The sequence below is a fragment of the Nonomuraea sp. 3N208 genome, from assembly GCF_052245935.1.
Taxonomy (GTDB): Bacteria; Actinomycetota; Actinomycetes; order Streptosporangiales; family Streptosporangiaceae; genus Nonomuraea.
In genome coordinates, this window is record NZ_JBQQBR010000034.1 from 122,048 (window position 1) to 144,542 (window position 22,495).

At 67.9% G+C, this 22,495-nt stretch carries 18 protein-coding genes and 2 pseudogenes; 16 read left to right on the forward strand and 4 right to left on the reverse strand.

The features are described 5' to 3' along the window. Positions 1–217: 217 nt before the first annotated feature. From ACTWPT_RS41235 to ACTWPT_RS41250, 4 genes are all read left to right on the forward strand, one after another. Positions 218–1,531, forward strand: a complete 1,314-nt coding sequence (locus tag ACTWPT_RS41235; protein WP_443182971.1) for an RICIN domain-containing protein — start codon at positions 218–220, stop codon at positions 1,529–1,531. Between the two features lie 89 nt (positions 1,532–1,620). Then, positions 1,621–3,144, forward strand: a complete 1,524-nt coding sequence (locus tag ACTWPT_RS41240) for an RICIN domain-containing protein (RefSeq protein ID WP_443182972.1) — start codon at positions 1,621–1,623, stop codon at positions 3,142–3,144. A 179-nt stretch (positions 3,145–3,323) separates the two neighbouring features. Beyond that, a complete protein-coding gene (locus ACTWPT_RS41245) occupies positions 3,324–4,724 on the forward strand; it encodes a family 43 glycosylhydrolase (protein WP_443182973.1) in 1,401 nt (466 codons plus the stop codon). Positions 4,725–5,271: 547 nt separating this feature from the next. Continuing rightward, positions 5,272–8,019 carry a helix-turn-helix transcriptional regulator gene (locus ACTWPT_RS41250; RefSeq protein WP_443182974.1) on the forward strand — a complete coding sequence of 916 codons (2,748 nt, stop codon included), beginning with the start codon at positions 5,272–5,274 and terminating at the stop codon, positions 8,017–8,019. Between the two features lie 77 nt (positions 8,020–8,096). On the opposite strand, the pseudogene ACTWPT_RS41255 reads toward ACTWPT_RS41250, so the two are convergent. Continuing rightward, positions 8,097–9,064 (reverse strand): annotated as a pseudogene (locus ACTWPT_RS41255) (transposase); the annotation flags it as partial. A gap of 257 nt (positions 9,065–9,321) precedes the next feature. On the opposite strand from ACTWPT_RS41255, the gene ACTWPT_RS41260 reads away from it, so the two are divergent. The 11 genes and pseudogenes from ACTWPT_RS41260 to ACTWPT_RS41310 all read left to right on the forward strand — a co-directional run bounded on the left by ACTWPT_RS41260 (position 9,322) and on the right by ACTWPT_RS41310 (position 19,005). Continuing rightward, positions 9,322–9,690: a YciI family protein gene (locus tag ACTWPT_RS41260; protein WP_443182975.1), complete on the forward strand. Its 369-nt coding sequence runs from the start codon at positions 9,322–9,324 to the stop codon at positions 9,688–9,690. Between the two features lie 302 nt (positions 9,691–9,992). Beyond that, complete coding sequence (locus ACTWPT_RS41265; RefSeq protein ID WP_443182976.1) at positions 9,993–10,475, forward strand: hypothetical protein; 483 nt, start codon at positions 9,993–9,995, stop codon at positions 10,473–10,475. A 191-nt stretch (positions 10,476–10,666) separates the two neighbouring features. After that, a complete protein-coding gene (locus ACTWPT_RS41270; RefSeq protein WP_443182977.1) occupies positions 10,667–12,040 on the forward strand; it encodes an MFS transporter in 1,374 nt (457 codons plus the stop codon). Further along, positions 12,027–12,447, forward strand: a pseudogene (locus ACTWPT_RS41275) (class I SAM-dependent methyltransferase); the annotation flags it as partial. The gene ACTWPT_RS41270 and the pseudogene ACTWPT_RS41275, both read left to right, overlap by 14 nt. A 255-nt stretch (positions 12,448–12,702) precedes the next feature. Then, on the forward strand, positions 12,703–13,563 hold the full coding sequence (locus tag ACTWPT_RS41280) for an alpha/beta fold hydrolase (protein ID WP_443182994.1): 861 nt from the start codon (positions 12,703–12,705) through the stop codon (positions 13,561–13,563). 5 nt (positions 13,564–13,568) lie between these two features. Continuing rightward, positions 13,569–13,694 carry a hypothetical protein gene (locus ACTWPT_RS41285; protein WP_443182978.1) on the forward strand — a complete coding sequence of 42 codons (126 nt, stop codon included), beginning with the start codon at positions 13,569–13,571 and terminating at the stop codon, positions 13,692–13,694. A gap of 173 nt (positions 13,695–13,867) precedes the next feature. Then, positions 13,868–14,578: an alpha/beta hydrolase gene (locus ACTWPT_RS41290; RefSeq protein ID WP_443182979.1), complete on the forward strand. Its 711-nt coding sequence runs from the start codon at positions 13,868–13,870 to the stop codon at positions 14,576–14,578. Positions 14,579–14,810: 232 nt separating this feature from the next. Beyond that, positions 14,811–15,416, forward strand: a complete 606-nt coding sequence (locus tag ACTWPT_RS41295; protein WP_443182980.1) for a (2Fe-2S)-binding protein — start codon at positions 14,811–14,813, stop codon at positions 15,414–15,416. 12 nt (positions 15,417–15,428) lie between these two features. Further along, positions 15,429–16,409: an FAD binding domain-containing protein gene (locus ACTWPT_RS41300; protein ID WP_443182981.1), complete on the forward strand. Its 981-nt coding sequence runs from the start codon at positions 15,429–15,431 to the stop codon at positions 16,407–16,409. Then, a complete protein-coding gene (locus ACTWPT_RS41305) occupies positions 16,406–18,613 on the forward strand; it encodes a xanthine dehydrogenase family protein molybdopterin-binding subunit (RefSeq protein ID WP_443182982.1) in 2,208 nt (735 codons plus the stop codon). The genes ACTWPT_RS41300 and ACTWPT_RS41305 overlap by 4 nt, the downstream gene beginning before the upstream one ends. A gap of 125 nt (positions 18,614–18,738) precedes the next feature. Beyond that, positions 18,739–19,005, forward strand: a complete 267-nt coding sequence (locus ACTWPT_RS41310) for an XdhC family protein (protein ID WP_443182983.1) — start codon at positions 18,739–18,741, stop codon at positions 19,003–19,005. Positions 19,006–19,672: 667 nt separating this feature from the next. On the opposite strand, the gene ACTWPT_RS41315 is transcribed toward ACTWPT_RS41310, so the two are convergent. After that, positions 19,673–20,479 carry a UTRA domain-containing protein gene (locus ACTWPT_RS41315; RefSeq protein ID WP_443182984.1) on the reverse strand — a complete coding sequence of 269 codons (807 nt, stop codon included), beginning with the start codon at positions 20,477–20,479 and terminating at the stop codon, positions 19,673–19,675. 197 nt (positions 20,480–20,676) lie between these two features. Between ACTWPT_RS41315 and ACTWPT_RS41320 the strand changes: the two genes are divergently transcribed. Further along, positions 20,677–21,057 (forward strand): hypothetical protein, encoded by a 381-nt coding sequence (locus ACTWPT_RS41320; RefSeq protein WP_443182985.1) that lies wholly within the window; start codon positions 20,677–20,679, stop codon positions 21,055–21,057. A gap of 565 nt (positions 21,058–21,622) precedes the next feature. Here ACTWPT_RS41320 and ACTWPT_RS41325 read toward each other — a convergent pair. Both ACTWPT_RS41325 and ACTWPT_RS41330 read right to left on the reverse strand, forming a co-directional pair. Further along, complete coding sequence (locus ACTWPT_RS41325; protein ID WP_443182986.1) at positions 21,623–21,934, reverse strand: hypothetical protein; 312 nt, start codon at positions 21,932–21,934, stop codon at positions 21,623–21,625. Between the two features lie 289 nt (positions 21,935–22,223). Continuing rightward, positions 22,224–22,495 (reverse strand): IS66 family transposase (locus ACTWPT_RS41330; protein ID WP_443182987.1); only part of this gene is annotated, 272 nt, incomplete at its 5' end.

Here is a 22,495-nt window from a genome sequence, read left to right on the forward strand (position 1 = left end):
AACGCCTGGGAGAACCAGGCCGTCTTCGACCAGAACGGCCGCTGGCTCCCCTGACAACGCGCACAACGCTCCTGCCGCCCCTCGCGGGTGGCAGGAACACCCACACCCGCTTTCGCGCCTCGCCTCCCGGTCGACCCGCCGCCGACTGGACGCGCCCGGCAACGGACCCAACCGAACTCCAATCGCCACAGCCATCCCTGCACCCAAGGAGTCATCCATGACCATGCAACGGCGGACATTCCTCAGCGTGAGCGCGGCCGGAGCGGCGGGCCTCGGCCTGTCCCTGCTCGGCGCGGGGCAGGCGCTCGCCGGCGTCGGGCCGCTGGACACGGCGCCGACCACACCGTTCGCGGTCGGCGTGCGCCGGTATGACTGGACCCGCGGCAGCCGCCCGTGCACCACCTACGTCTACTACCCCGCCACCGGCACCCCCGGCGGCAACCCGGTGACGAACGCCCCGGTCGCCAACGGTGTCTTCCCCGTCTACAACTTCACCCACGGCTTCCAAAGCAGCCCGCAGAACTCCCTGTTCATCATCCGGGCCTTGACCGCGGCGGGCTTCATCGTCCCCGCCCCGCACTTCAACCACAACTTCACCGACGTCAGAAACGGCAACACCTCCAAGGACGTCTCGCAGATCCTCACCCAGACCCTCGCCCTCAACACGAGCGGACCGCTGGCCGGGCACATCAACACCGGCATCGGCGTCGGAGTCTCGGGCCACTCCCTGGGCGGCATGATCACCCATGGCCTGCTGACCTCCTGGCCCGACAGCCGGATCATCTCCGCCAACCCGCAGTCCTGCGAGGACATGGGCAACCCCGCCGCCTCGGTCTCCGCCAAGGTCCTGTTCGTCCACGGCGACCGGGACTCGACCACGCAGTACTCCTCGGCCCGGCAGGCGTACACGGAGATGACCTGGCCCAAGGCGTTCCTCACCTTCGTCGGCGGCAGCCACACCAGCTTCTGGAGCGACAACCGATTCCCGAACACCGTCGTCGACTGGGCCCGCTGGACCATGTACGGCGACACCGCCGCACGGGACCGCCTCCCGGCCGACGCGGCCGGGCCCAACACCAGGTGGGAAGCCCAGCTAGGTGACTCGCCCGGCGGCCCCGCCGCCTACACCCTGGTGGCCCAGCACAGCGGCAAGGCCGCCGACATCAACGAGGCCTCCACCGCCGTCGGCGCACGGCTCATCCAATACACCGCCAACAGTCGCCCCAACCAGCAGTTCGAGTTCGTGGACTCCGGCGACGGCCACGTCCGCCTCAAGGCCCGGCACAGCGGCCTGTTCCTCCAGCCCACGGGCACCGCGACCGGCGCGGACGTCGTCCAACAGGCCGACACCGGCGCCACCAGCCAGCAGTGGCGCGTGGTCGACCACGGCGGTGACGTGATCAGCCTCGTCAACCGGGAGTCCGGCCTGGCCATGGACGTCTGGGAATACTCCACCGCCGACGGCGCCCGCATCTCCCAATACACCTACAACGGCAGCCCCAACCAGCGCTTCACCCGCCGCCGCGTCTGACACGAGACCTGTCGGGGCACCGCACGACAGGGCGGGCGGTGCCCCGACAGGGCGCCGACAACCCTTCACAACCACACTGGACGGATTCAATGACACAGCTTTTCCACGATCGGACCTCACCGCGACGTCCGCACAGACGTCGCACCACATTCGTCCTCGTCGGCGCACTGATCGCGAGCTGCGCCGCCGCACTGGTCACGGGACCGTCGGCACACGCGGCCGTGATCGACCCGGCGGCGTATTACCAGATCGTCTCGCGGCACAGCGGCAAAGCGGTCGACATCGCCGACCAGTCGACCGCCGACGGCGCTGTCGTCCAGCAACGGACCCGCGCCGACCAGGCGAGCCAGCAGTTCCAGTTCGTCGACGCCGGCAGCGGCTACTACAAGCTCCGAGCCCGGCACAGCGGCAAGGTGGTGGACGTCGCCTCGGCGTCCACGGCGAACGGTGCGAACGTCGTCCAGTGGACCGATAACGGCGACACCAACCAGCAATTCCGAGTCGTGGATACCGACAGCGGATATGTCAAGCTCATCAACCGCAACAGCGGCAAGGCCCTCGACGTCTGGGAGCAGTCCACCGCCGACGGCGCGCGGATCTCCCAGTACACCGACACGGGCGCAGCCAACCAGCAGTGGCAACTGGTCCGGGCCGACGCGCCACCGGCCCCGAAGTACGCCGGCTATCTGTTCACTTACTTCACCGGCGAGAACACCTCCGCCGGCGAGCAGGTCTACTTCGCGCTCAGCCAGGGCAACGACCCGACCCGGTGGCGCCAGCTCAACGGTGGGCGGCCCGTGTTGACCTCGACCGTGGGCACCCGCGGCGTGCGCGACCCGTTCATCATCCGTTCACCGCAGGGCGACAAGTTCTACCAGATCGCCACCGACCTGCGGATGTACGGCAACGGCAACTGGGACCAGGTCCAGCGGACGGGCAGCAAGTCCATAGTGGTCTGGGAGTCGACCGACCTGGTGAACTGGAGCGCGCCGCGCCTGGCACGCGTCTCACCGGACACGGCCGGCAACACGTGGGCCCCGGAGGCGTACTACGACGAGGGACTCGGCCAGTACGTCGTGTTCTGGGCGTCGAAGCTGTACTCCGCCGGCGACCCGAACCACACCGGCAACACCTACAACCGGATGATGTACGCCACGACATCCGACTTCCGGACCTTCAGTGCCGCGCAGGTCTGGGTCGACAAGGGCTACTCGACGATCGATTCGACGCTCATCAAGCACAACGGTACCTACTACCGCTTCACGAAGGACGAGCGGAGCTCGTCGCAGTCCGCGTGCGGCAAGTTCATCCTCGCGGAGAAGTCGACGACCATGCTCAACCGCACCTACTCGTTCGTCGCAGACTGCCTCGGGAACAACGCGATCAGCCAAGGCGAGGGTCCGTTGGTCTTCAAATCGAACACCGACGAGCGCTGGTACATGTTCATCGACGAGTACGGAGGTCGGGGCTACGTACCGTTCACGACCACCGACCTGAACACCCGGCAATGGTCACCCGTCTCCGGCTACACCATGCCCGGCCGGCCGCGCCACGGCACCGTCCTGCCGATCACCCAGGCCGAGTACGACCGGCTACTGCAACGCTGGGGCTGAGCCGCCAGCCGCTCGACACGCCGAGCGCCCCACCCGTGTGATCACCCGTCAACGGCTCGACCCGCGCGGCGGCGCGGTCGCCGATCCCTATGACGGCGCCTGACCTGGCCGGATGATGAATCGACTCTCCACCCAAGACTGATAACGCTGACATCGATGGCGCTCGGAAAGAGGCACGCATGACGGTGAGCAGATGGGCGGCCGCCACGGCCGCGCTCGTTCTGGCCTGCTTTGACCTAGTGACTACGGCCGCTCCGGCGCTCGCCGCGACGCTGCCGACCGGCGCCCGGTCCTTGGAGTCGGTCAACTACCCCGGCCGGTACGTCCGGCACGCCGACGCGCTCGGCCGCGTCGACCCGGTCACCTCGGCCGCCGCGACCCAAACCAAGCTCGACGCGACCTTCACAATCGTCAACGGCCTGGCCATGCCCACCTGCTACTCCTTCCAGACCAAGGACGGCCGATTTCTGCGGCACCGCGACTGGCGGCTGCGTGTGGACGCCAACACCGGCGACGCGACGTTCCGGGCTGACGCCACGTTCTGCGCCGTCGACGGTTCCGTCGCCGGATCGACGTCGCTGACCTCCTACAACTATCCGAACCGGCGGATCAGGCACCGCGACTTCGAGCTCTGGCTGGACCCGTACCAGGACACCGCGACCTTCCGCGCGGACAGCTCGTTCCGGATCGCCGCGCCGTGGGCACCCAAGACGAACCGGAACCCTGTGATCCCCGGCCTGTTCGCGGACCCGCACGTCACCGCGATCAACGGCCGCTACTACCTGTACGCGACGACCGACGGCTACGCGGGCTGGCGCGGCACGTACTACAAGGCATTCTCCTCCGCCGATCTGGTGACTTGGACCGACCACGGCGTTGTCCTGGATCACGGCCCCGACGTGTCCTGGGCAGACGACTCGGCCTGGGCCCCGGCGGTCGCGGCGGCCAATGGCCGCTACTACCTGTACTTCAGCGGCGGCGCCGCCACCGGAAACACCGCCAAGCAGCTAGGCGTCGCGGTCTCCGACTCGCCGACGGGCCCGTTCCGGGACGCGCTCGGACGGCCGCTCATCGCCGCCGGCCAGTACTCCGGCCAGGCGATCGATCCGATGGTCTTCACCGACGACGACGGCCGCTCATACCTCTACTGGGGGCAGGGCGTCGCCCGCGTCGTGCCACTGAACGGCGACATGACCTCCTTCAACCCAGCGCAAGTACGGACGATCACCCCATCGGGATACAACGAAGCGCCGTTCGTGTTCAAACGCGGCGGGATCTACTACCTCATGTGGTCGGAGAACGACACCCGCAGCGAGGACTATCGAGTGGCGTATGCGACCGGGTCGAGCCCGCTGGGACCGTGGACCAAGCGCGGCGTGGTGCTGCAGAAGCGGCTGGAGGCCGGAATCATGGGCACCGGGCACCATTCGGTCGTCCGCATGCCCGGCACCGACACGTGGTACATCGCCTACCACCGGTTCGCCGTGCCAGCGGGGAACGGGACCAACAGGGAGGTGGCCGTCGACCGGATGGAGTTCGCCGCAGACGGAACGATCCGTCCGATCGTGCCGACCCTCTGAGCCTGTGGGTGGCGATTCATCATCCGGCCAGGTCGAGCCGCATGCCGATACTCCCTCAGGATGCCCCCAAGCAGGATGCCCCCAAGTCGATCACGTCGATGGATGTCGAGCGCCATGATGCGGATCCCGGCATCGACCAGCACGGCGTCGAAGGCTTCGGCGAACACGGCCGACCTAAGTCACCGCCGCCGTCCCTACGTACGTAGCAATGTCCCACAGCCGCCGGTCCTGCTGTTGGAGCAGCACGATGCGCGCGGCCCGGACGTGCGTCAGCAACAGGATGTCTGCAAGTGAGGTTAGACCCAGGAATTTAGATTGAGGGGCCTCGGAGATTCCGGACAGCGTCTGGTGGTCTGACCTACGCTGCGGACTGCCGGGTCCAGGGCCAGCGCCGCTGCTCAACTGTGTGACGAAGTACGGGACCATTAGGCTATGTGAGGCGGCGTTGCTGCACTTCCCTCGCCCGCATCGTCTACAACACCCTCCAACCCGACAAAACCGTCCAGCCGACCGCACTCGCGGCAGCGGCTTGACATAGGAGCAACGCATGTCACTGGTGGGCAGGGAGGTCGAGCAAGCGCGGATTCAACGCCTGCTGGCAAATGCGCGCGACGAACGCAGCGGCGCCCTGGCGCTGCGGGGCGCGGCGGGCATCGGGAAATCGGTTCTTCTCGACCACGCTGTGTCGATCGCCGAAGCCGAGGGCAGCATGCACGTGATCCGCGGGGCAGGGGTCGAGTCCGACTCCGAGCTGGCGTACGGCGGCCTGCACCAACTCTTGTTTCCTCACTTGGATCGGTTGGACGCCCTCCCCGCTCCCCAGGCCAGGGCACTGCGTTGCGCCTTCGGCCTGTCAGAGGGAGACGAAGCCAACCGGTTCCTGATCTCCGCCGGCACCCTGTCGTTGCTCGCCGATCTGGCCGAGAATGCCCCGCTGCTATGCGTGGTCGATGACCTGCAATGGCTCGACCAGGGGTCCGTGGAGGCGCTGTTGTTCGCGGCCCGCCGCTTCGTGGCCGATCCGATCGCGGTGCTGTTTGCGGTGCGCGAGACGTCGGTGCCGTTCGAAATCGCAGGCGTCGAGGTCGTGGATCTGTCCGGACTCGCCGCGCCCGATGCCGCCCGACTGCTCGACGACCACGCACCGGAACTCATCGAACCGGTGCGGACCCGGGTCCTCGCAGAGTCCGGCGGCAATCCCCTGGCGATCATCGAGCTCGGGTCGTCGCGGCTCGCGGCAAACGATGCCGACGAGTCCGACCCGGCCGAGCAGGTCGGCCCGCTGCCGGTGACCCGCCGCGTGCAGGAGGCATTCCGCCACCAGATCGTGGGGCTTCCCGACCCTACCCAACGCGCGCTTCTGGTGGCGGCGGCCGACATGGCGGCGCCTCTTACGACGATCCTGCACGTGATCGAATCCCTCGGTGGCGCCGCTGGCGACCTGGCTCCCGCCGAACGCGACCGGCTGGTCTGGATCGACAGCCAGATCACGTTCCGCCACCCCTTGGTACGGGCAGCCGCCTACCAGGACGCGCCGCTGCACCGGCGGATCGAGGTACATCGCGCGTACGCCGAGGCGCTGCGCGCGGACGCGGATGCCGACCGTCGGGCCTGGCACCTCGCTGCTGCCACCACCGCCCCCGACGAGGCTGTGGCCGCCGAACTGGAAGGCGCGGCGGAGCGGGCCTGGCACCGAGGCGGCGCGATGGCGATGTCCGCTGCCTACGACCGCGCCGGTCGACTCAGTGCCGACCGGGAGCTGAAGGCCCGGCGTATCGCTCGGGCCAGCCAGGCCGCGTTCGATGCCGGCAAGGCCGACCGCGCCGCCCGGCTGGCGGCCGAAGCACTCTCGCTCACCACCGACCCCGGCATCCGGGCCGCGGCCATCTATACCCGTGGCGCCGTGGAGTACGAACGCACCTCGCCGCGGGCCGATGCGGAGCTGACGATCGAAGCCGCCGCGTTGGTGTGCGACACCGATCCGGAGCGCGCCGCGCTCACACTCTACGAGGCTGCGCACGCCGCCCGGCACGGAGCGGCGCACGACCTCCTGCAGCGTGCGGCGGATCTGATGCACGGGTTCACCCCGCCGGAGCACTGGGCACCCGTTGTCGCCGCCCTTCTCGGGTGGGCGGAGCTCTTCGCCGGACGCCCGGAGCTGGCTGTCGGCCCGATGCGCGATCTCCACACCGCCACACGCGGCGGCGGGAACGACCTGGTTCATCGCATCACGGCCGGGTTCGGCGGGCTCATGATCGCGGACGACGACAGCGTCATCGCGGGGACCGAGGACATGCTGGCCGAGGTGCGGGCAAACGGGGCGTTGGGGTGGGTCCCGTACACCCTGAACGTGCTCGCGGTGGCGCGGCTGTTCCGCGGCGAGTTCGCGGACGCCCGCGCGTGTGTGGCGGAAGGCGCATCCGTGAGCGACGAACTCGGGAACACGACCGAGAGCCTGGCACACCGGTCGGTGGAGGTGTGGTTACACGCCGTGTCGGGTGACGAGGCACGCTGCCGAGCTCTTGCCGAGGAGGTGCTCCCGCGAGCCCGAGCCCGGCACCGGGTTAATGCCGAGATCGCGGCCTGGGGTCTCGGCATGCTCGACCTTTCCGCCCGGCGGTTCGGGGAAGCATTCGACCGGCTCGAGCGAGTGTCCCAGGGACCTGCAAGCCGCGACCTCCTGGTCCGGGCGGTGCCGGATCTGGTGGAAGCAGCCGTGCGCAGCGGCATGCCGGATCGCGCCCACGGACCACTGGCCGCGTTCCGCCACTGGGCTGAGTACGTCGACCGCCCGGTCGCCACCGGGCTCGTACTACGCTGCCGGGCCTTGCTGGCCGACGACGGCGACGCCGATGCGCTGTACGCCGAGGCGCTGCGGCTCCACGAGCGGCACGGCGGCCCCTATGAGCGCGCCCGTACCCAGCTGGTCTACGGCGAGTGGCTGCGCCGCCGGCGCCGCCGTACCGAGGCCCGCGCCCATCTCGCGGCGGCGGTGTCCGCGTTCGAGCGCCTCGGCGCGGTTCTCTGGGCCGAGCGTGCGCGCGGCGAGCTAGCCGCCTTCGGCGAGCGGGGCGATGAGCCTCAGCGCAGCGGCCCGCTCACCCTGTTGACCCCGCAGGAACTGCAGGTCATACGGCTGGCCGCCACCGGTCACACGAACAAGGAGATCGCCGCACAGCTATTCCTCAGCCCACGGACCGTCGGCCACCACCTCTACAAGGCGTATCCGAAACTCGGCGTCACCGGTCGCGCCGAGCTGACTGACCTCGTCCAGCCCGCTGTTGGCGAGCCCTGATCGACCGGATGCGCATGTCGGGGAACGTGGATGCAGTGGGTCAGGCATGGCCCCAAGGGGCCCAGGTCCTGTGGTCGCCCACTGATGACCGTCATCCGCTGGAGGTTGTAGGCGAAGATCCCGAGTCCGACCCAGGCCCGTGCGCCTGCGTGATGGCGTAGGCGGGTGCGGCGCTGTCCGAACCCTCGTTTGAGGTGGCTGATGCGGGCCTCGATGCCCACGCGCCAGTTGCGCAGGGGGCGGAAGGATCGACTCTGCTCGTGTTGTCGGCGGGTCTTGCTCAGCATGTCCCCGCGTTGCAGGCCGATGTGTCTGACGCCGAGGTCGGCGAGGGCTTCGTCGTTGGCGGCGGTGCCGAAGCCTCGATCGCCGGCCACCGTTGCCGGGATGCGGCCGGTGGCCTTGATGACGTGTTCGACGGCGGGCAGGAGTTGGCCGGCGTCTGCCGGGTTGGCCTTGTTGACCTGATGGAAGGCGATGAAGCCACGATCGTCTTCGTCCAGCAGGGCGATGGTGGCGATCTCACCCGTGAGCCGGTCGATCTCTCCCAGTGCCTGGCCGGTGCGGCGCCGCAGCGTACGACTGATCTGCTTGATCCGCCGCCCAGCCGCGCGGCGGCGGTCGCGAAAACGGGTCCGACGGGCCGCTCCAGCGGCCTTGATCCGTCGCACCAGCCCGTTCAGTTTGCGGACGCCGTGCTCCAGCAAATCGGCGTCGGTGGGTGGTCGATGCCGGCCTCGACCACCGTGGTGTCGATGCGCAGCTTGCGGGCGCGCAGCAGCCGATCCTGGGCGAGTTCGCCGACCAGTGCCACGTTGAGCTGGTCGAACACTTCCGGCCCCGCTCGCCGCCCCAGCTTCATCAGCGTGGTCGGATGCGGTACCCGCCCGTCCAGCGGAATACGGCAAAACCGGCGCCAGCTGATGGAATCGGCGACCTCCCGGCATAGCGACTCATAACCCAGCTGGGAGTGGTGTTTGAGGTACAGCAACCGCACCAAGCTGGTGATGGGCACCGACGGGCGGCCTAACCGGGCGTGGAACATGTCATTCTCAACCGGCCGAACCTCCGAGCGCTGTGACCGCCGAGGCCGGAAACACTCACCCCGGGGACTTCTTCAGGGGCAAGTAGCTAGTGGCCGACGCCAGTCATCGGTTTCCCGGACACCGGTAACGATGACCGATGCCTCACTGGGGAGCCCCCGACTAGCGTTTCCAGCGTTCAGACAGCGGTCGTCGGCCACAACGTTCGAATTCGTCAGAAACAACCATCGAGAGCAACGCCCACGACGAGGAGACGACAATGACGAAGTACTTTCTGAGCCTCCCCCACGACTCCGCCGAGGAGCCGACGACGGAGGGCATGGACCCCGGGGAGCTGCTGGAGATAATGGCCGCGGTCGATGCGTTCAACACCGCCCTTCAGGAGGCGGGCGCGTTCGTGTCCGCTGGAGGCCTGCACCCGCCGTCGAACGCGACCACGGTGGACTACTCCGGTGATAGCCCCGTACTCACACCAGGCCCCTTCGTCGAGGCCGAGGAGTACCTCGGGGGCTTCTGGATCATCGAGGCCGAAAACGACGACGTCGCGATCGAATGGACCAAGCAGGTCTCGCGGGCGCTGCGAAGCAGGATCGAGGTACGTGCCCTCCAGGAGGAACCCGCTGCCTGACGGTCCGGCCGGCGACACATCAATGGCCCGAAGGCATGCGGCTTCGCTCTGATCCGACCGGGTTGGTAGATGCCACTGGAACCGTGCTTGCTCGCGAAGGCGACATCCTCTACGTGAAGGGTGGGACCGGAGACAATGGCGTATTTGTGGTGTCCGAAATCGAGAAGGTGATTCCCGCAGAATCGGTCACACCCTCAACGCGTTAACTCGCGCAACGCCGGGCCGGTCAGCACCCGTAGGGTCCGGTGCACGCTCACGACGAGCAACGGTCAGAACCATTGGATGGTCCTCGGCGAGGTGACGTGAAGGGCGCACCTCCCGAGGAAGATCTGGAAATCGAACTGGTTCTGATCAGGACCGGCGTTCGCGTGCCGTCACCCAACCTGGTGCGCACCGCCGGCCAGCGGACCCCCACACGCCCAGCCACACCCGACCAGCAGGACAAGATCACTCAGCGAGCGAGACTAACCACGCAGGCTGATCCACGGATCGTGGCTAATAGCGACCCGGCCGGTCTCCCCGGACCTCGAGCATTCCGTACCAACAACAACCGCAGAGTCTTCACGTTTGGAGTGGTCATGAGCGACTACCTTGTGTGCACGATTGCCAATCAGCGGCAGGCCGAGCTGGCCGCAGAAGCCAGACAACGTGCGCTGGTTCGCACTGCACGCCGGGAACGACGACAGCGCCGCGAGGGAGTCGGCTCGGCAGCGATGCCAGACAAGGTCACTGCTGTACTGCGCGCTTTCGCCGGTCGGATCACGCTTGCGACCCGTAGCGGATAGCCCGCGTCGTTCTCCAACGGCCACGCCGGCCGCACCGCGCCACGCAAGCCAATGACACCCAGGTATTGGGGTCAGCACAGCCCTGGTCACCCCATGGCGGCACGGTCGTGCCCGCCGCGGCCACCGAGCCGCTTACTCCGCGTCCGCGCCCACTCGAGCACCCACACCAACCCCCTAGAAAGGTCAACGTTATGACACTCCCGTTCGACCTCCGAAGGGTGCAGAGGAGAACCCTGATCCTCCTCATGGTGAGCCAGGTCGTCGGCAGCATCGCGGTCGCGCTCACCTTCGCCGTGAGCGGGATACTGGCGGCCGAGTTGGCTGGCTCCTCCGGCGCTGCCGGCCTGGCTCAGGCGACCCTGATCCTGGGTGCTGGGGCGGCCTCCTACCTGCTGGCAACATTGATGAACAGGAAGGGCAGGCGCGGCGGACTGGTTGCCGGCTACCTGATCGGCGCCATCGGCGCAGGTACGTGTGTCGTGGCCGCGACCACCGAGAGCTTCATTCTCCTGATCGCCGGCATGGGCGCGCTCGGTGCATCATCGGCGTCAACGAACAGTTGCCGATACGCGGTCACCGACCTCGCCCCGGAGGACCGCCGCGCCACCATGCTGTCGATCGTGGTGTGGGTCGCCACGGTGGGTGCGGTGCTGGGGCCCCTGATGGTCGGCCCGGCCCAGGCCGTGTCCACACGGCTCGGCCTGCACCCGCTGGCGGGGCCGCTGCTGGTCGACATGACCGGCGCACTCATCGCGGCACTGGTGATCTTCAGCCTGCTTCGACCCGACCCACTGATCGTCGCCCGAACCTTGGGACGGCCGGCTGGCCACCAAGCCGAACGCCACCGTGTGCGACCTCAGCGTCACGCCTCCCCACTCGGCCCGGGTATCGCAGCACTGATGCTCGCCAACGCCACCATGGTGGCCGTCATGGTCATGACGCCGCTGGAAATGCACCACCAAGGCGCAGCCCATACCGCCATCGGCGCTGCCCTCTCAGCCCACTTCCTCGGAATGTACGCGTTCGCCCCCCTGTCCGGCATCCTGTCCGACAGAGCCGGAGTGCCAACGGCATTGGTTACGGGAGGGGCCGTGCTGCTGGTCTCACTCGTAGTGCTGGTCGGCTGGTTCGGGCAGAGCCCGTTCACGCATGGACTCGGCCTCTTCCTGGTTGGCCTCGGCTGGTCGGTGTGCACCGTGGCGGCCTCATCGCACATCGCCGCATGCTCGATGGGCGACACCCGCATGCAAGGCGCCGCCGACACCGCCATGACAGTCATGGCTGCGGCCGCGGCCGCAGCTGCGGGTCCGCTCATGGCGCTCTGGGGCTTCAATGGCCTGCTCGCCCTGGCCGCGGTGATGTCAACCGGGATCCCGCTGGCGGCGTACCGGATCCAACCCCAAAAGGCACCACTTACGACGCCGGAGGGCTTGATCTCGAGAACACCGCATCTCCCGCTGCGCCGCGCAGCCGCGCGGTCTCTCCGGACCTTGGGCGTTCTGCCCCAAACAGGCGCAGACCAGATCGCACCTGGCCTGAAAGGAACGGACCATGACCGAACCTGAACGCAACGCCCTAGCAGCGCAGCGTAGAGGCGGGCCGGATCAGGTGGATCTGCCAGACCCTGCGGACGCCTACGACGCCGAACTACGCGCGCACAACGCACGGCTGCGCACCGCCACAGGCATCCACGCCGGCGACCGGGTACTCGACATCGGCTGCGGCACCGGACAAACGACCCGCGACGCCGCCCGGACCGCCGCGCCCGGGGCCGTGCTTGGCATCGACCTCTCCGCCGCAATGCTGCAGCGTGCCCGCACACCTCGACAACGCGACCTACCCGCACGGCGACGCCCAGGTGTACCCCTTCCCCAACGCGCACTACGACCTCGCCATCAGCCGCTTCGGAACGATGTTCTTCCCCGATCCCCTCGCCGCGTTCACCAACATCGCACGGGCGCTGCGCGCTGATGCACGCCTGGTGATGCTCGTCTGGCAGAGCCGGGAGCGCAACGAGTGGGCATCGGCCCTTTACGCGGCCCTCGGAACCTCCACACAAGAATCCAGGCTCCCAGGCCCGGGCACGACTGCGGTACACCCTCCAGACCCACCACACCAGCGGGGCGGGGGTCGTCTTGGACTCACGCGTATGGCTAATCACCGCTCACCGCACCGACAGCGGCCAACCCACCAGCACCCGACCCGCAACGACCAAGAGGAACGCACCATGACCAAGCAAACGGTCACCATCGACGGGATAGACCTGTGCTACGAGGCGTTCGGCGACCCGGCCGATGCCACCGTGTTGTTGATCGCCGGCGGAGCACAGTCGATGATCTGGTGGGAAGAGGGGTTCTGTACCCGGCTCGCCGAGGCGGGTCGCCACGTCGTGCGTTACGACCACCGCGACACCGGCCGGTCGACCAGCTCACCGCCCGGGCGACCGTCGTACACCGCCCACGATCTGACCACCGACCCGCTGCGAATCCTGGACACCCTGGGAGTGAGTCGCGCACACCTGGTCGGGCTGTCGATGGGAGGCGGCATCGCCCAGCGCATCGCCCTCGAACACCCCGAACGGGTGAGCACCTTGTGCCTGGCCTCAACCAGCCCCGCCGTCCCAGCCGAGCACGATCGTAAGCTCCCACCGCCGAGTCCACAGGTGATGGCCACGTTCACCGACCCCGAACCCGGGCCCGACTGGACCGACCGGGACGCAGTGGTGGCCTATCGGGTCGAGGCTGAACGGCCGTACGCGGGAAGCCTCGGGTTCGACGAGCCGCGCTACCGACAGCTCGCCGCCCAGGAGGTCGATCGAACCCGGGACATGGCCGCCTCGATGACCAACCACTTCGTCCTCGACGACGACACCCCGACCGGCTCCCGGCTCGACCAGATCACCGCCCCCACCCTGGTCCTGCACGGCACCACCGACCCGATGTTCCCCCTCGAGCATGGCCAAGCCCTCGCCGCCGAGATCCCCGGCGCGCAGCTGGTCCCCCTTCCCGGCGCCGGGCATCAACAACCGCCACGAGAACTCTGGGACCTAGCCATCGCGGCAATCGTCGAGCACACCGAAGAAGGCTGAAGCCCATGTTCCTCGCCGAACAACCCGGGCGGATCCATTCGCCCGATCTGCAGGTCACTTCTGTGCTCGACCAGCCCCGCGCCTACGACGGCGTATCACCCCACCTCGACGCGGCGGCGGCCCGAACCTGATAGCAGGCGACGTGACGAGGTCCAGAGCCCTCCGCCCTGCACTGAACAACCCCTACCTGACCCAGTCCAGCGAGCCACGAGACAGCGGCGTCGCCGACCTGGCATCGCTGTACGTGATGCATGGCCGGGAATAGCGTCTATCACCCTCACCGCAGCAAGAGAGGCAACGAGCCATGAGTACATTCGCGCTCATCCACGGCGCCGGCGTCGGCGGAGGCTGGTTTTGGCACCTCGTAGAGGCCGAACTCCGATCCCTCGGACACACCACTGTCGCCCCCACATTGTGGACCGGCGACGATTCTGCGACCTTACACGACTACGCCGACACCGTCGTCAACACAATCGACACACAGGATGAGCTCTTCGTTGTTGCGCATTCGTTCGGCGGGTTCACCGCACCCCTGGTCGCCGAACGTCTCCCCACCGCCGGACTCATCTACGTCACCGCCATGATCCCCCGGCCCGGCGAACCGCCGGCCGACTGGTGGAGCAACACCGGACACCCGGAGGCTGTTCGAATCCAGGCCGCCAAAGACGGTGGCCTCACCGGCTCCTCCGACCCATACGTTGGCTACTTCCACGACGTGCCCAAGCATCTGGCCGACCAGGTGTCGAGTAGGGAACCGCCCCCGCCCTCCAACTCCGCCTACTACGAGCCCTGGCCCCTCGACACCTATCCGACCACGCCAACGCGATACATCCTCTGCACCGAGGACCGGCTATTCCCCGCAGCCTTCCAGCGCCAACTTGTACGTGAGCGACTCGGAATCACCCCCGACGAGATCGCGAGCGGCCACTGCCCCGCCCTCAGCCGCCCCACAGAGCTCGCAGCAATGCTCAACACGTTCACACCAGCCCGCAACGAAGCGTCCGGCATCGGCTGACCATGTTTGCTCGGACCGCCCCGCCACGAAGGGCCGACAGAACGCCGCCACTTGGCGCTGACAGTTGCACTCACGCGGGCCGCACCTGCACGGTCACCGCCGCTACCGACCGAGTACCAAGCCGCAAACGAGGAGCAGATCCCTGACCAAGCACGGCCATCCATCGCCGTGAACGCCTCGACCGAGCGAAACAGCATCCGGGGCGCCGGCCCATGCCAAGAAGGAGACCCACATGTCCACTGACGACACACACCACCTTGATGGGCCGTTGTCTCGACACAACGTTCATGGCGGCGACGGGGACCTTGACAGCAAGTATTCTTGCGTTCGGGTCGGCGAGCCCGGCAGACTCGGCTGCACCCACGCAGGGCCCACCAGCAGAGTCGCGCTGAAGGTCAACGGCGTACTCGAGAACATCGAGGTCGACCATCGCACCTCGCTGCTGGACCTGCTGCGCGAGCGGCTCGACCTCACCGGCACCAAGAAGGGGTGCGACGCGGGCGCCTGTGGTGCCTGCACGGTGCTGGTCAACGGCGACCGCGTCAACGCCTGCCTCACCCTGGCGGTTCGACTGCAGGACGCCGAGATCACGACCGTGGAGGGCTTGGCCACGGCCGACGATGATCTCCATCCGCTGCAGCAGGCGTTCATCGACCACGACGCGTTCCAGTGCGGGTTCTGTACGCCTGGGCAGATCATGTCCGGCATCGGTTGCATCCGTGAAGGGCACGCAGGCTCCGCCGAGGAGATCCGCGAGTGGATGAGCGGCAACATCTGCCGCTGCGGCTGCTATGTGAATATCGTGCGCGCGGTCGAGCAGACCGCGCGCGGGAAATGAGGCCGGGCGACCATGTATCCCTTCGATTTCACCAAGGTCTCCGACACCCAAGGTGCACTCGCGGCCGGCCGGCGCGGCGGCCGGTACATCGCCGGCGGCACCACCCTGGTCGACCTGATGCGCGAGACCGTCGAACGCCCCGAGACGCTGGTCGATATCAGCGCGCTGCCGTTGCGCGAGGTCACCGTCACCGAGCGCGGGGGCCTGCGCATCGGTGCGCTGGTGCGGATGGCCGAGGCCGCCGCCCACCCCAAGGTGCGCGCCCTCTACCCGATCATCTCCCAGGCACTGGAACTGAGCGCGTCCGCCCAGTTACGCAACATGGCCACCATCGGCGGCAACATCATGCAGCGCACCCGGTGTACGTACTTCCGTGACGTGACCGCGGCCTGCAACAAGCGAGAGCCTGGCTCCGGGTGCGCCGCGTTGCAAGGCTTCAACCGCACCCATGCGATCCTGGGCACCTCCGACCAGTGCGTGGCCACGCACCCCTCCGACGTCGCCGTGGCCTTCGCGGCGCTGGAGGCGAGAGTGCATCTGCTAAGCCCGGACGGGGCACGCAGCGTCGCCTTCGCGGACTTTCTGCTGCGGCCGGGAAGCACCCCGAACCGTGAACAGGCCCTACGGCAGGGCGAGTTGATCACTTCGGTGGAGATCCCTGCCCATCCGCGTCCGCTGAAGTCGGGCTACCTCAAGGTACGCGACCGGCAGTCGTATGAGTTCGCTCTCACCTCCGCGGCTGTCGCCCTGCACCTCCGCGGCGGTGTGGTCCACGAGGCGAAGGTCGCCGCTGGAGGCGTGGGCACCGTGCCGTGGAAGCTGCCCGCGGTAGAGCGGCACCTCATCGGCGAACGCCCCTCGCAAGCGCTGTGGACACAGGCCGCCGAACGAGCGGCGCACGGAGCCCGCCCCCTGGAGCACAACCGCTTCAAAATCGAGCTCCTCAAACGCACCGTCGAACGCCAGCTGCGCATCGTAGGAGATACCCCGTGAGTCCGCAGCCGCAGGAAGCCGTCGGGGCGCCGCTCTCCCGGGTGGACGGCCGTCTGAAGGTCACCGGCAAGGCGCTGTACGCCGTCGACCACACCGTCGACCACGACATCGACGCAGCCGTGCACGCGGTCGTCGTCGACAGCAGCATCGGCCGAGGCCGCATGACCGGCATCGACACCCGCGCGGCGCTCGCCCAGCCCGGCGTACTGAAGGTGATCAGCCACCTCAACGCTCCCACGCTGCCCTACCAGCGCAACCCGCTCCCGCTCAACCCGCCGGGCGAGCGACTGCATGTCTTCCAGGACGACAAGGTCCTCTTCCACGGGCAGCCGGTCGCCGTCGTGGTCGCCGCCACGCTGGAGGCCGCCCAGCACGCCGCCGGCCTGGTGAAGGTGACCTACGACGCCCAGCAGCCCTCGACCGACATGACCGACGCGCCGGCCGGCGAGCCCCAGACCTACGCACGGGGCGACGCGGACAAAGCGCTGGACTCCGCCGCCGTACACATGGAGATGACCTACCGGGCCGCCCGCAACCACCACAACGCGATGGAGCCGCACGCCACCATCGCCCGCTGGGACGGCGACAAGCTGACCGTCTGGGACAAGACCCAGTGGGTGTTCGGCACGCAGATGGAACTCGCCACGGTGTTCGGTATGGCGGTGGAGTCGGTGCGCGTCATCTCGCCGTTCGTCGGCGGCGGGTTCGGCAGCGGGCTGCGGACCTGGCCGCACGTCATCATCGCGGCCCTGGCCGCTCGCGAGACCAGGCTCCCGGTCAAACTCGCCCTGACGCGCAGGCAGTTGTACTTCGGGACGGGCTTCAGGCCCGCCTATGAGTACTCGGTGCGTCTGGGAAGCGACCGGCGCGGGCGCCTGACCGCGATGGTTCACGATGTGCGCGCCGAAACGTCGAGATACGAGACGTTCATGGAGTCCGTCCTCAGCCCCGGGCAGATGCTGTACAGCATGCCCAACGTCCGCCAGGCATACCAGACGGTGCCACTGGACGTGAACACCCCGCTGTACATGCGCGGCCCCGGATACACCACCGCCTGCTACGTCATCGAGTCGGCGATGGACGAACTCGCCCACAAACTGGGCATCGACCCGATCGAGTTGCGGCTGCGCAACGAACCCGACGCCGACGAGTCCAGCGGGCTGCCGTTCTCCACCCGCAAGCTGCGCGAATGCTACGCCGTCGGCGCCCGTGAGTTCGGCTGGAACCGGCGCAACCCCAAGCCGCGCGCCACCCGTGACGGCGACTGGCTGATCGGCACCGGCATGGCCGCCGGCGTCTACGACACCGCCCGCAACGACGCCCAGGCGTCGGTCAGGCTGGACGCCGACGGCACCGCGCTGGTCCAGTCCGCGGCCAGCGACATGGGTCCGGGCACCTACACCTCCCAGACCCAACTCGCCGCCGACGCCCTCGGCCTGACGATGCGCACCGTGACGTTCCGCCTCGGCGACTCCCTCATGCCACCGGCCCCGGCGCACGGCGGCTCCTGGACCATGGCCAGCGTCGGATCGGCCGTCCAGGACGGCTGCGACAAGCTGCGGCAGCAAGCCATCGAACTCGCCGTCGCCGACGAGAAATCGCCGCTGCACGGCGTCGACCCCAGCGCTGTCGTGGTCCGCGCAGGCCGGCTGCATGTCAACGACAACCCCACACGCGGCGAGACCTACCAGCAACTCTTGACCCGCAACAAACGCACCCATCTCCAAACACTCGGATCCTTCACCCGGCCCACAGGGCCGGAACGGTTCTCCCTGTACGCCTACGGCGCGACGTTCGCCGAGGTCGCTGTCGACGCCCGGCTGGGTCTAGTGCGGGTGCGGCGGATGCTCGGCGTCTACGACGCGGGCCGCATCGTCAACCCCAAACTCGCCGACAGCCAAGCCCTGGGCGGCATGGTCGGCGGTATCGGCCAGGCCCTGCTGGAGCACACGGTCACCGACCACCGCGACGGCCGCATCGTCAACGCCAACCTCGCCGACTACCTCATCCCCGTCAACGCCGACATCCCCGGCCTGCGGGCGATCTACCTCGACGGCGACGACCGCAAGGCCGACCCCATCGGCGTCAAGGGCCTGGGAGAGCTCGTACAGATCGGCGCGGCGCCCGCCATCGCCAACGCGGTCTTCCACGCCACCGGCCGCCGCGTCCGCGAACTGCCCATCACCGTCGAGGCCCTGCTCTGAGCACAAGGGCGCCCCTCTGACCGTCCGGCGGCGGCCGCGCGGCTCGCCGCAGGACACCAGGGCCATCGCCGTGTCACCTCACCCTCGACGACACGGCAACCGCCCGCTCACGCGGAGAGCTCACCATGCTGAACATCGCAGACACGCTGCACACCTGGTGCCGCCAGAGCCGCCCCATCGCCCTCGCCATCGTCGTCCACGTCAGCGCACCCCTGCCGCCTGGCACCGCACTCGCCATCAACACCGACGGCATGGCGGTCGGCAGCATCTCCGGAGGCTGCGTGGAAGGAGCCGTGTCTACGACCTGTGGCAACAGGTGCTTCACGACGGTGGTCCGCTCGCACGTGCCCGGTTCGGCTACTCCGCCGACGACGCCTTCGCCGTCGGCCTGACCTGCGGCGGCGAGATCGACGTCCTGGCGCAACGCGTGACACCCTCCGACCAGCCCCACCTTGCCGTCGCCCCCGAACAAGTCGTACGGGGCAGACCCGCCGCCGTGGCCCAGATCGTCGACGCCCCCGACACATCTCGGCCGCACCTTGTGTGTTCTCGGCGACGACAGTCTCACGACGAAACCCTGGGCAGCGAGCGCGAGGACCGAACGATCGTGGCGCGGGCCCGCGCCCTGCTCAGGGCGGGACGCACCGCCCTCAGCGAGGCCGGCGGAGATTCCAGCACCTCCCCCGAACGCATGTCCGTCCTCGTCCACACCCACGCACCCCGCCCCCGCATACTGATCTTCGGCGCTGTCGACTTCGCCGACGGGTTGAGCCAGACCGGACGCTTCCCCGGTTACCAGGTCACCGTCTGCGGCGGTCTAGATGATCAGCATGATCGTCAAGAGAGACAGAAAGGCCGGTCTACCTGGGCTTTCACCCAAGGCGACCGGCCTCGTTCCACCGTCGGGACGACAGGATTTAAACCTGCGACCCCTTGACCCCCAGGCACATCACGAGGGGGCGGGATCACGGCTGATACCCGCCTCCACCTGGGGTTATAGTCCTTGCCGGTCCTTCAGCGTCCAAGGTCGTCCGGCGCGGTTGTCACTCAGTTCGTCACTCAGAATTCGTCGTACCCGGAGACCTGGCCGATGGAGAAGATGTGCCTGTTCGCGGCGCAGATCGTCTCCAGGACGTGGATGGGGGTGTCCTCGGTGGAGTAGCTCGCGCGGAGCACTTGGACGATCCACTCTCCGGGCTCGAGTTCCAGCGTCTCGCGCTCGAAGGCTGTCGGCGGCCGAGCGGTCAGGTTCTCCTCCGCGTGACCGAACGAGTAGCCGAGGGCGATCAACGCGGACTGAAGCGACGGCTTGACGAACTCCGGCTCGGCAAGCCTGGTGTCGCCGAACAGGTCCGCCCGGAAGTAGCTCGTCGCGATGCGTACCGGCACGTCGTTCGCGGTCATCATCTTGCGCCGGGCCACGATGTCCGTACCGGGCTCGACGCGCAGGCAGGCCGCAACATGATCGCTGGCGGGCTCCAGCCCGACATAGAGCATCCGGCGATCAGCTTTCAGCCCTTGTCGTTCCGCTTCCGCCAGGAACAAGGACTTGGAGCCCCTGACGGCGGGCTCGGTCGGCAACGCCCGCTGCACCAGCACCCGAGGAGCCGGCGAGGCAGGACCCTCCGGCGCACGAGCCGTCGGCCCCTTTCTCATCTGCGAGATCCGCCCAGGCGAGACCCCCAGCCGCCCGGCGATCTCCTCCAGGCTCATCCCGGACTCCCGCGCCTCCGCGATGGCCTGCCGCCGCATCTTGGCCGCCTCGGCGACCAACCCTTGTTCCTCGGTCATGAGTCGGCTGAGCATGCGGGCTCGTTCCACGGGATCGCTGACCTGCGCGACTTCTCTCAGCGTCTTCAAGTCCATCCGGGCGTTACCTCCTCAGCGACCGACATTCGGCGCACTTTAGCCCCCCTATTGCGAGGGTCTAGCCAGGGCTCTACTCTCGACTTTAGCCCCCCTAAAACCGGGGCCTTGAGTAGACCCCCATCTACGGGACGAACGGTGCTGCAACACCACCCGCAGACGGGGGTCCGAAGCATCGAGAGCTTGGGGCGTCAACGATGCACGACCAGATTATCGCCGTGCCCAGGAACGGCAAGAAAACGCAAGCCGCGCTGTCCGCAGATCTCCTGCGCCGGACCCTCCGGACCGAGCACGGCATACAAGCAGACATCCACGCGGGATACGACCTCGCCCTGGTGTCGGTCTGGGTAGGGCTGGCGGTCTGGTGCGACGGCCACCGGTTCTGGTGGCGCACCGGCTGGGACCCCGAACGCAAGCGTGCCCTCTACGCCTGGCACCCGGCCCTCGAACCCGAACGAGCCGCCCGTCGCATCGCCTTCCGGTACGCCGATCTACGCGCCGACTACCCGCTCTCCCAGGCGATCGACGACGTGGGAAACGCCGCCAGCACCTCCCCCACGGAAGAGAGCGCGCCATGACGACGGCTGGGAGCACCGTCGGCAGCCGAGTCAAGATCGTGGATATGCTCCATAGCCCAGCCAGAACACGAGCGTTCGCATCATGGCTCCTTGGACAACGTGGCACGGTGGTGAGCATCCTACGTAACGGCACGCTGGCACTCGTGAAACTCGACGGCGAGCCCGGCGAGCGCGCGGCGCGTGAGGCGACAACCGAGCAAGATCCTAAAAGCCGAAAATGATCTATCCGAGCCTCAACGGTTCGAGGGGATTGTCAGGTGGCAAGGCCCGACGGAGGAGGGCCTTGCCGGCGATCGCCCCAGCCCGTACGACGGACACCGAAGTCCGCGATCGTCACGGCCTAAGCCACCGTGCCGCCTTCTGATCCGTAGTCCCACGAGCAAGATCCACACCTGTCCACAGATGTCTCCTGACCTGCCCGGCAGCACTATCGGCCTCCCGCTGGTTCCATCCGGGTCCATAATCATCCAGAGCCGCCGTTAGCAGGCGTGTTAGCAACCCTGGCGCCACAAGCACTCGATCACCCGAGGGCAAGGGACCCGGGAGTGCAGGGCCAGGCCTTCCGCTATGCCTGCTCCGATGATTCCGAGCGCGCCTGGCTGAACGTGGGATGCTGGAGCAGCAGATCGCGCAGCTCATCGGGAAGGCCGGCAGTGAGTAGCCGCGCCTGGATCCAGGGATCGACGCCGACCTCGACGCCATGCTGGCCAACCGCCGCGACCCGCTTGGCCATCAAAAGGACGACATCGGGCTCCTTGCCGTCCGGCTCCGGCGCGGAGAGCGAGAAGTACAGCATCTGCTGCTGCCACACTGAGCTCAGGTCCAGGTAGGCGAGGACTTGCGGCCACTGCCTTGCGAGCGTGGCCATGAAGGGCACCCACAGCTCCTCGCTCTCCTATTGCCCCCCTCGCCCGCCAGCAGCAGCCTGCCCCAGAGCAGCTCGAACCAGGAGAACGCAGGAACGTCCTGGTCGCTTTCCGCTGGCACGAATACAGTTTGGTACCCGCTGCCCGCGGAGTCCGCGGCATACGCCTCGACCAGCCGGCCCTGGCGCGGGGTCAGCGCCTGCCTGATCGCGGAAATATCACCCGACGCCAAGGACTCGGCGTCCACCGTGATGCGCAATGAATTGTGTGACGGACGTATCCATTCACGCCTGTGAGTGATCAGGCGTTTTGTGGTGGCATCCAGGGGTTTCCGGCCAGAGCATCACGGAGGGCATCGAGTGGGTGGATGCCGTGGTTCCGGGCGGTGCCGAGGTAGGAGCGGATCAGGCAGTAGCGGGCGGCGGTGCGCACGCTGCGCCAGCAGCCGCCGATCTTCATCTGCAGTTTGACCATGCGCTGAGGCTGTTCGGCGGGGTTGTTGGTGAAGGGCACGGCGAAGTCGACGGTGAAACGCCAGACCTGCGCGGCCCGGGTCTGCAACCGTCGTGCCA

What these genes read in the sequence shown, in the direction of transcription:
- ACTWPT_RS41270 (WP_443182977.1), top strand. Translation starts at nt 10,667, where the DNA reads ATGACACTCCCGTTCGACCTCCGAAGGGTGCAGAGGAGAACCCTGATC.
- ACTWPT_RS41280 (WP_443182994.1), top strand. Translation starts at nt 12,703, where the DNA reads ATGACCAAGCAAACGGTCACCATCGACGGGATAGACCTGTGCTACGAG.
- ACTWPT_RS41290 (WP_443182979.1), top strand. Translation starts at nt 13,868, where the DNA reads ATGAGTACATTCGCGCTCATCCACGGCGCCGGCGTCGGCGGAGGCTGG.
- ACTWPT_RS41315 (WP_443182984.1), bottom strand. Translation starts at nt 20,479, where the DNA reads ATGGACTTGAAGACGCTGAGAGAAGTCGCGCAGGTCAGCGATCCCGTG.
- ACTWPT_RS41235 (WP_443182971.1), top strand. Translation starts at nt 218, where the DNA reads ATGACCATGCAACGGCGGACATTCCTCAGCGTGAGCGCGGCCGGAGCG.
- ACTWPT_RS41250 (WP_443182974.1), top strand. Translation starts at nt 5,272, where the DNA reads ATGTCACTGGTGGGCAGGGAGGTCGAGCAAGCGCGGATTCAACGCCTG.
- ACTWPT_RS41320 (WP_443182985.1), top strand. Translation starts at nt 20,677, where the DNA reads ATGCACGACCAGATTATCGCCGTGCCCAGGAACGGCAAGAAAACGCAA.
- ACTWPT_RS41295 (WP_443182980.1), top strand. Translation starts at nt 14,811, where the DNA reads ATGTCCACTGACGACACACACCACCTTGATGGGCCGTTGTCTCGACAC.
- ACTWPT_RS41240 (WP_443182972.1), top strand. Translation starts at nt 1,621, where the DNA reads ATGACACAGCTTTTCCACGATCGGACCTCACCGCGACGTCCGCACAGA.
- ACTWPT_RS41300 (WP_443182981.1), top strand. Translation starts at nt 15,429, where the DNA reads ATGTATCCCTTCGATTTCACCAAGGTCTCCGACACCCAAGGTGCACTC.
- ACTWPT_RS41285 (WP_443182978.1), top strand. Translation starts at nt 13,569, where the DNA reads ATGTTCCTCGCCGAACAACCCGGGCGGATCCATTCGCCCGATCTGCAG.
- ACTWPT_RS41310 (WP_443182983.1), top strand. Translation starts at nt 18,739, where the DNA reads ATGCTGAACATCGCAGACACGCTGCACACCTGGTGCCGCCAGAGCCGC.
- ACTWPT_RS41245 (WP_443182973.1), top strand. Translation starts at nt 3,324, where the DNA reads ATGACGGTGAGCAGATGGGCGGCCGCCACGGCCGCGCTCGTTCTGGCC.
- ACTWPT_RS41260 (WP_443182975.1), top strand. Translation starts at nt 9,322, where the DNA reads ATGACGAAGTACTTTCTGAGCCTCCCCCACGACTCCGCCGAGGAGCCG.